The 8,670-nt window shown below is 55.8% G+C and carries 8 protein-coding genes, 4 tRNA genes and 1 rRNA gene; all 13 read right to left on the reverse strand.

All coding sequences use genetic code 11. The features are described 5' to 3' along the window. Positions 1–162 (reverse strand): GTP-binding protein (locus AC13E3_RS00520; protein WP_482901584.1); only part of this gene is annotated, 162 nt, incomplete at its 3' end. A 51-nt stretch (positions 163–213) separates the two neighbouring features. After that, positions 214–289, reverse strand: a tRNA-Thr gene (locus tag AC13E3_RS00525). Positions 290–303: 14 nt separating this feature from the next. Beyond that, a tRNA-Gly gene (locus AC13E3_RS00530) sits at positions 304–378 on the reverse strand. An 11-nt stretch (positions 379–389) separates the two neighbouring features. Continuing rightward, positions 390–474 (reverse strand) — tRNA-Tyr (locus AC13E3_RS00535). 39 nt (positions 475–513) lie between these two features. After that, a tRNA-Thr gene (locus AC13E3_RS00540) sits at positions 514–589 on the reverse strand. A 31-nt stretch (positions 590–620) separates the two neighbouring features. Further along, a complete protein-coding gene (locus AC13E3_RS00545) occupies positions 621–1,295 on the reverse strand; it encodes a hypothetical protein (protein ID WP_227507717.1) in 675 nt (224 codons plus the stop codon). Then, entirely contained in the window at positions 1,292–2,026 is a 735-nt protein-coding gene (locus AC13E3_RS00550) for a type III pantothenate kinase (RefSeq protein WP_008174817.1), read from the reverse strand. Before AC13E3_RS00550 ends, AC13E3_RS00545 begins: the two co-directional genes overlap by 4 nt. After that, positions 2,023–2,988: a biotin--[acetyl-CoA-carboxylase] ligase gene (locus AC13E3_RS00555; RefSeq protein WP_482901580.1), complete on the reverse strand. Its 966-nt coding sequence runs from the start codon at positions 2,986–2,988 to the stop codon at positions 2,023–2,025. The genes AC13E3_RS00550 and AC13E3_RS00555 overlap by 4 nt, the downstream gene beginning before the upstream one ends. A gap of 102 nt (positions 2,989–3,090) precedes the next feature. After that, positions 3,091–5,493, reverse strand: a complete 2,403-nt coding sequence (locus tag AC13E3_RS00560; protein ID WP_482901581.1) for a DUF6160 family protein — start codon at positions 5,491–5,493, stop codon at positions 3,091–3,093. 20 nt (positions 5,494–5,513) lie between these two features. Beyond that, positions 5,514–6,062 (reverse strand): hypothetical protein, encoded by a 549-nt coding sequence (locus AC13E3_RS00565; RefSeq protein WP_482901582.1) that lies wholly within the window; start codon positions 6,060–6,062, stop codon positions 5,514–5,516. Next, positions 6,059–7,138 carry a hypothetical protein gene (locus tag AC13E3_RS00570; protein ID WP_482901583.1) on the reverse strand — a complete coding sequence of 360 codons (1,080 nt, stop codon included), beginning with the start codon at positions 7,136–7,138 and terminating at the stop codon, positions 6,059–6,061. The genes AC13E3_RS00565 and AC13E3_RS00570 overlap by 4 nt, the downstream gene beginning before the upstream one ends. A gap of 10 nt (positions 7,139–7,148) precedes the next feature. After that, complete coding sequence (locus AC13E3_RS00575) at positions 7,149–8,348, reverse strand: hypothetical protein (protein ID WP_008174806.1); 1,200 nt, start codon at positions 8,346–8,348, stop codon at positions 7,149–7,151. Between the two features lie 232 nt (positions 8,349–8,580). Then, positions 8,581–8,670, reverse strand: a 5S ribosomal RNA gene (gene rrf / locus AC13E3_RS00580); the annotation flags it as partial.

The raw sequence follows: 8,670 nt of genomic DNA on the forward strand, positions 1-8,670 counted from the left end.
TGCGTTATCGATCTGGTCGAAGGCACTCGCAGAGCCTGTACCCCAAACTTCGTGACATACACGGGTCAGGGCAGCAGTCAAAGTGGTTTTACCATGGTCAACGTGACCAATGGTGCCTACGTTCAAGTGCGGCTTATTACGTTCAAACTTAGACTTAGACATTCGACCAATCTCCCTAATCAACCAGGATCGTAACGTTGACCGGATAAATAATGGAGCTCATGGGCGGATTTGAACCGCCGACCTCACCCTTACCAAGGGTGTGCTCTACCAACTGAGCTACATGAGCATTACAAAACAAATTGGAGCGGGCAGCGGGAATCGAACCCGCGTCATCAGCTTGGAAGGCTGAGGTAATAGCCACTATACGATGCCCGCGAGCAATTTAGTGGTGGAGGGGGCAGGATTCGAACCTGCGAAGGCGATGCCGTCAGATTTACAGTCTGATCCCTTTGGCCACTCGGGAACCCCTCCGAGTCGGATTCGCGTGAGCGAATCCGTCAAAACTTAAAGTGGAGCTGGCGGACGGAATCGAACCCCCGACCTGCTGATTACAAGTCAGCTGCTCTACCAACTGAGCTACGCCAGCTCACATTCGCCTCGTCAGCGAGGGCGGTATACTACGGATTTTTTTCTGGCGTTGCAACACCTTCACAAGGCCTGATTTCAACGAAATCAAAATTGCTGCCGTAATCCGCTTTCACCGCCTGAACCAGTTCTTCAGCGAGTTCTGGTTCCGCCTCAAAAGAGAGCGCGTAGCTTATCTGATTTCGGGGGAAGTTGACCAGTACCGCATTAAGATTCTGACGTTTTTTTTCTTCCAGCACGGAAATTGCAGATTCGCGGGACTCGAACAGCCCCAGCGAAATGGCATTGCGGTTTTCGCCCTCGGTAACCAGATAGGAGTCGATCCCCTGCCTCTGAATGTCACGGAACTGGCTCAGGGCGACAGCCTCGGGCTGGGGTGGAATAAGAACCCAGTGCAGGGGTGCCAGCTCTCTTTCGACTTCTTCAATCCTGAAACCCGCCTCCTCCGCGAGAGGTTGACTGTCCACCAGGCTTCGGGCGCGCTCCGCGGTTTCAATCCATCCAAGGCGGGCACAGGACATTTCGGATTCGTCGGCGGGTGCACCAGGCCCGACACCGGAGTCTGCCGGCCCCGGCGATTTGAGGCTGGCCACCCTTGGCAGGCTGCCACTGGCAACATTGGCCATGCCGCCCGATGGCCCCACGAAGTCCGGCAGGTAATAAATAGCAATACTCACCAGCACCAGCACCAACGCCAACCACCTCATCCGGAGGTTTCCTCCGCATGAATTGCACGAAGTCCCGACAACACAAGATCCGGGCGAGAAATACCGGGCAGACCAAGACCGATAAGCCGGTCAGCATCGCCGCCAGTAACCAGAATTTCAGACAGTGACAGTTTTCGGGCGTCAGCGATCACCCGCTCAATCATCGCAGCAGACAGCCAGGCAAGACCATGGTTCACGCACTCTCCGGTACTCTTGCCAGGGTCCGTTGCCAGCCCCTGGTCCGGGTCGAACCAGATCCGGGCGGCATCGGTCCGGAGACTGCGCAGCATCATCTGCAGGCCAGGAAGAATATAACCACCCAGATGCTGACCATGCCGATCAACATAATCGACAGTAACGGCACTGCCTGCGTCCAAGACCGCAAAGCCCTGCCTGTGATCGAGCCAGGCACCGTACATTCCATGCCACCGATCAGCCCCCATTCTCGAGACATCCTGGTAGGCGTTCATGAGGCCATTCCGGGACTGTTCCGACCAGTAAAAGCGAACCGGCGCCTGACACAGCTTCTCGACGGAGCCCGCCAAATGAGTTCGCCTTTCTTCAGAGGCGACGGTGGATATGGCGACAGACACAACCTTTCCGATCAGTTCTCCCGACATGCCCAGGGGGTTCTCGTCTTCGAGAGAGCCGGTCCCCGAGGCCAGAACCTCATCCTGGTTTGCAAGACACCACTTCAGCCGGGTGTTACCCGCGTCAATAAACAGATTCATTTTGCCACTCGCAGACTGATTTCCCCTGCGCGCACCGGAACAAGCCCGTTTTCGGTCCGGATTTGATAGTTGCCGGCGTCATCAATGCCACAACCGACACCTTCGACATCACCGCCCCGGGCCTTGAGCGATTTTCCCATGAACACATCGCGACGCTGCCAGGACTCCCGAAAATCTGCAAACCCGATATCCGAGAACAGCGCGACAGCATCGAATACAGCATCGATGATTGCACCACCGATCTGGCTGCGCGACCACTCGACTTGAGGGCAGACCCTGGCGAGGCTGCTCCAGGGTTGATCGACGCCATCAGCCCGGGACATATGTACATTCAGCCCGATACCCGCAATTACCTGCACCACGCCTTCCTCCAGCTCACCCTGGAGCTCCACCAGGATGCCGCCAAGCTTGCCGTCCGGCAGAAAAATATCATTTGGCCACTTGAGTCCGACCTCCGGCACTCCCAGTCGTTCCAGGGCATTGGCCACCGCAACGCCGAGCACCAGACTCAACCCATCCAGTACTCCGAAGCCGCCGTGGAAGGTGAGCCCCATGCTCAGGTACAGGTTTTCGCCCCGGGGGCTTTGCCATACACGCCCCCGTCGGCCTCGGCCGGACGTCTGACAGTCGGCGATAGCCACCGGGACACCCTTGCTTCCGGCGTTAATCTGCCTGATCACCTCGGCATTGGTCGAGTCAACCTCGTCGAGGACTGTCAGTGAAAGCTCCTGTTCCCGGCCGGCGGCAATTTCACGAAGCACCCGTGCCCTATCGAGCAGGTCGACCCGGGACACCAGCTGATATCCACGTCCGCGAATCGTGGCAATGTCAGCACCTTCCTCCATCGCGCGACGAATCTGCTTCCAGATTGCGGTACGACTAACCCCGAGCTTTTCGGCCAGCGCGGCTCCGGAGTGAACCTGACCGTCACTGAGCAGCTCTATAAGTGCTTTGGATTTCATAAGATGCATCCAGCCATGAAATTGGGTAAGGCCGGATTAAACACCAGGGAAGGGAAAAAGACAAAGTTGACGGCGTCGCTTTGCGAACCGCCTGCGGGAAGATCAGGGAATCGGGGTTGCGGTCAGATTGGCCTTGATATCAAAGTTCTGCATTTTGACGCCATAGACGGCCGTCTGAGCACCACCAACGGGATGAACCAGGTCGATATTGTTGATCGAGAGTTCCTTGAACCGGCTTCTCGCCTTCACAGCAAACCCGAGCGGTCTGTTGTCGGCCTCGGCGAGGGTTGGATTGGAGACATAGCGGTAACCGGCAGTGGACGAACCATCCATGATTTTTTCATCGCCCCGGTTGCCTGTCACTCCCATTGCATCCGGACCGTCCTCCTTCTTCACAACCCGGGTTTGATAGACATCCACGGAAAGATCGGTCCGTAGCCCAAACGAGTTGTCGTCTACGCCATCACCATCAAAGTCCCCACCATCGCTGGTATGGATATCGTTCAGAACGAGGCTCGTCCCGGTTCCGTTCATGGCCTCACCAACACCGCTGCTTTGCCGGTTGGTTTCCCAGGTCAGCGAGTTCTTCCGGGCTTCATTGATGGCCTTGGCAAGCACCTGCTTCAGGCGGACCGTCAGCCCCTCCTCACCCCGGGGTTCCCAGACGCCTCCGGAAGCCGCACAGGCGGATGGGCTATCACCCATGCCACCGGCGCAGACATCGCCGGCCCCGCCGGGGACGACGGTCATGCTGCTGCCGGTTTCGTATTTCTGAATCACGAACCTCCCGAAACTCTGACCGGATTCCTTGTCGCCGATTCTCAGATTGCCGATATCCATGGTGCTCCAGGATTCGCCCTTGATCACCGCAAGCCCCTCCTGGCTGACATCAACGGTCATGTCACGCACATGCGCGTCATAATCCAGTTCGGTAATCCAGAGACCCTTCTGGGGAATCTCACCATTACCTTCATCGTAGGGCACCGCGATAATCGCCGCCTTGCCGTTCCTGATGCTGACATCGGAATTGATGGTTATCCCCTCACCCGATGCGCCGCCTGCACCGAGCGTCACATGGCCATCAAGCTCGAATTCGTAAGCCGGATAGAACCCCAGTGCCAGCAGCAGCTCTGTGCCACCCTGCAAGGGGGCGTCATCACTTCCTACTCGCAGACCGTTGATCCGGTAGCCGGCCCTGATGTCCTCGAAACCAATCCGCAGACCATCGAAGAACTCGGTATCGTTGGTGACGCCATCGCGAGTTACATTGACCGTTACATCGCCCTGCCCCCAGGACTGCAGGCCACTGAAGATCACCCGGTTGCCGTCTTCGGTGTAGCTGAAATCAGCAAGCCGAAGACTCCATTCAGTGGCAAGTCGCAAGCCCTGCGGCCCGGCGTCAGGGTGTCCACCCCCCTGCAGATAGATCGCATTGGAATAGCTGCGGCCGTTGAACACCTGATCTTCAAGCAGAAAGCTGACATTCACCTGACCGATACTCTTGCCATTGCCACCCACCTCAATAGCGCCAATGCTGAATTCACCATCCATGGAGCCAAGGGTCAGGGCCAGGGCCGGTCTATTCTGCCAGTCGGTCGCCACATCGAGCCGGAGGTCGTTAATCCGATAGACGCCAGTGATGTCTCGAAGCGCGAGGGCCTTTCCGTCATCCCTGTACAGAAAAGAGGCCGAGTGTATAACGGTCTCATTATCGATTCGCAGGCCCTCTCCGGATCGGCCGCCGGCAGTCAGGCTGGTGCTGGAGGAAAGCTCGTAACTTCCACTCAGGCTGCCATAGCTGGGTAGAGGCTGTCCGTTGCCGGAATCGACAGATACGCCATGATTCAGGGGGTTGCTGCTGTAACGAATCGCGCCGACCTCCCAATCCCCGGTTATTCTGGGCGCATTCAGAGCCAGAGTGTCGCCGACCACATCCAGGGTTACTCCCAGTGCCTCCACATTCATGGTGATATCGTCCAGAAAAACTTCATTGCCATTGGTGCGATATCCCAGACGGCCGCCAGTCATCGTGTAGGCGGAGTCAAAGGTATATCCGGCCCCGCCAACGGAGCTGCCCTGCCTTATATTTAAATACCCTTCCAGAGAATGATCGAAAAAGATCCCCCCCATACTGACACCGGGGGCCCCGGCGAGCCGGATATCACCGAACTCGATCCGTCGGTCTTTCACCAGGTAATCGAGGTTAAGGGATGCATCCTCCTCAACATCGATGCGAATCAGGTGGAATGCCTGACCAGAAGGATCAACGGCGGACCCAATGCGAAAACCGTCCAGATGGATGCTGCTGCCATCATCAACATAGGACAGTCGATCTGCCGTCAGGCCAAGATCGAGCTCTACCGACAAACCACTCTGGCCACTGATGTTTGCCAGCGTGGAATCGTCCAGGCTTTTCATGTCGGCGACCACCGGCAAGGCGAGGACCACACAAAACAGCCCAGTGGCCATCGGGGCAAGTTGTTTGATTCTGTCTGGCGCGCCCATAACCGTTAACCTCTTCAATCTCACGGATTCCCCGCCGGAAACACGAGCAGGTTTCCTTCCATCACAACGTCCCCTCGCATATCAACAGAGAATATGTCGGTCTGCTGAAAGCCGGGGTCGGTGGGCCGGGCCGTGCTGCTGGAAGAAATCTTGAATTGAACGTCGTTGAACCGAACAGTATTGGGTAGCCCAAGCTCCAGCACATCCCGATTGAACAGTTCGCCATCACCACCGAATCCGGAATCGACTTTGCGGACCCGCAGTGTCAGGCCCTCAAACGCGAAATTGCCCCGAATATCATCAAGAACCATCCATCCCCCGTCCTCTTTCAGACGGTAGGCAAAGCGGGCACCGCACTTCTTGTCCACGTCATCACAGCGTCCGAAATAGCTGTTCTCAACCGGGCCACCCATTTCATTGATGCTGATGTCGCCGGACAGGTAGATTCCACCCTGTCCGGAGATATGCGAGAGAGCTTCATCTCCCAGGCGGGCGAGTTCGGCAAGGCTGGGGAGTGAAAACAGAAAAACAGGGAGAGCAAGTATTGTTCTGCGCAGAAAGGATTTCATTGGCTCAGATCCCTGGTCTTAATGTTCAAGTGTTGTATCAGCATTCCCTGTACACGGGCCGAACCAAAATCGCGGTCGCCAACACTGAAATTTCCGATCTTGAGATTGCTGCGAAACTCCGGGTTCGTGTAGTAGGACTCGTAGAAATCCCAGGCGTCCGCATCACTGCTGCCGCGGAGACCGTCGGCACCGATCTCGCCCGGCTGAGGGCGCCGAATTGCAGCAACCTCCACTACAAAGTTTCCACTGCCATCAACGTCGAAGAATACCGGTTGAAGCTGGTTGCCAATCGCCAGTTCGAGCGCAAAATTGCTCATCAGTATTCGTGATCCGCAGGTAGAACCGTCCTGTGCGCAGGCATTGATAGAAAGTTCCGGGGAATAGAAATTCAGCTTGAACTGGCCGACCATCTGGCGCCGATCGTTATCGCCCCAAAGGCGCAGATAGCTCCCATCGATGACAGCACTCTTTGCGTGGATATTGATATTGGCAGACCGGTCGTCACCAACTGCCACGTTCATCTGCATGCCGATGTCCGCTCGTTCCCCGATGTATCCAGCGGACGCCGGGCGACTCGAGCAGGTGCCGCTGCCAGGACCGGCCCCGGAGTCCATGCAGTCATAACCCTGGTCGCTATTGACCATGGCACTGGCTGCGAACTCCAGCACCGCCTTGTTAGCGATACCAATATCATTGCCATCCACCACATCAATTTTCCACGGGTTCAGGAGTCTCCCGAGATTGACCGGGCCCAGGGTCTCTCCGTAGTTGCTATTGGCCCCGGCGATGTAGAGATGGTTTACCGTAATATCGACATCACGGCCGTCGGTGCTTTTGATCCCGCCAATCCGGAAAATGCGTGCCTGCTCTCCCAAGGCATCCGGCTCATCCGTTCCATGGGAGAATTTGAAATTCTCCAGTACAAGGCCGATCCCGGCTCCATCAATCGAGGACATTTCAGTTTCCGAAAGCCCCTGAAGTTCCGCCTCAACAGGCACTGGGGCGGCCAGAACAGCCGCCATCACCGGAAGGAGCCGCGCGAAAACAGGAAGCTGACTGAAACTCAACCATTTCATACGAAGCTCCTCAGAACAGACCTTTGCCGCGGTCGATGTATTCGGTGCGGTAACGCTGGGTGCCATAGAGCGCCTCGTTGAGATTGACCTCAGTAGCGCCGTTGGGAATATTGAAGAAGGCACCTGATGTGGCCTTGATAAAATCTTCGGGCGTGAAGTCTGTTTTCTTTACATCCTTCAGCCAATCAAGATCTTTGGTCTGGAATGAGATAAAAGCACCGTCGGCCGGCCCGGTGATACGTCGCTCGCCATTGACCTCACCAACCTCTCCTACCGGGAAGCTGTTATAGATATCCAGGTCGAAACAGGAATCTATTCCAAGGACCAGGCAGTCCTCCGCGTAAACATAAATGTCACCGCCTGAACAGCTGAAAAAGGAACAATCCGGAACCTCGATTCGGGAACTCGACCCCCAGCCGATCAGATTCTTTACCGACCAGCGGGTAAAGCCGCTTGCGCCTTCGAGAATGAACCGTTCGCCATCCGGAATACCGATGTATTCCGCTCTTACCGGGTCCAGGGAGCCAATGTTTGGATCGCCCTCCGCACCGTAAACCAGCTCTGCCTTGGTGGATAATGGACTACCGCCTTCGAGTAGAGGGGTGAGGAGCACGATGATTTGGTCAAAAAGGTTACCGCTTGAGCTGGCCTGGCTCAGCCCTTCACCGCGGTCAATGATGTCCACGTTCACATTGCCAGTCAGCGTTTCAATCTTGCCGGACAGGACACCCATGGATTCACCGAAACCCAGTCGGAAGCCGACCACCTCTTCAGTTTGTTCATCGAAGGCAAACTCCAGAAACGGATTCTGGATCAAAAAAGGAACGATTTCCCCCTCTGCATAGGCACTGCCATCGGGCTTTCGCTGTCTCGGAGCTTTGGGATTGGCGTCAAAGTAAGCCTGATTGTTAATGTAACCAAGGGCAAAATCTTCAATATAGACATCCGAAGTGCCCGGTTTCTCACCTTCCCGGTCGTAACGGCCCATTTTCAGCACATCCACATTGGTCTGGATTTCAATGTCCATTCCGAGATTGACCCGGGTATAGGCGGTGTTGTCGTTGGCATCAGGATGGTACTGGCGGTCAACCGATACAAAGGCCTGCCCTGTGACTTCAGACATCTGTCGATCTGAAATCGGGCGCAGTTCGGCGTTGACCCCCGAGGCCAGTAAAGGCAGGAGGAGAAGCGAATAAAATGGTTTACTCATAGTCACATCTCACCGCGGCCGCTTCTTGTTATTGGCGGCTGATTTAAAGATGACTGATGAGCGTCTCTGAGGCTGGCTTGGATTTTTGATGTTGTTTTAGCCAGTTCTTTTACAGAAGTGTAACCTCGGTTACATGTTGTCACTGTGCGCAGCGTCATGGTTTTGGCATTTGCCAAATTTCAGGCAATAAAAAACCCCAGCATCGAGGATGCTGGGGTTTTTGGTATTAGGAGCCTGACGATGACCTACTCTCACATGGGCAACGCCACACTACCATCGGCGCTGGTCTGTTTCACTTCTGAGTTCGGGATGGGATCAGGTG

The organism is Marinobacter sp. L-80 (assembly GCF_056859395.1).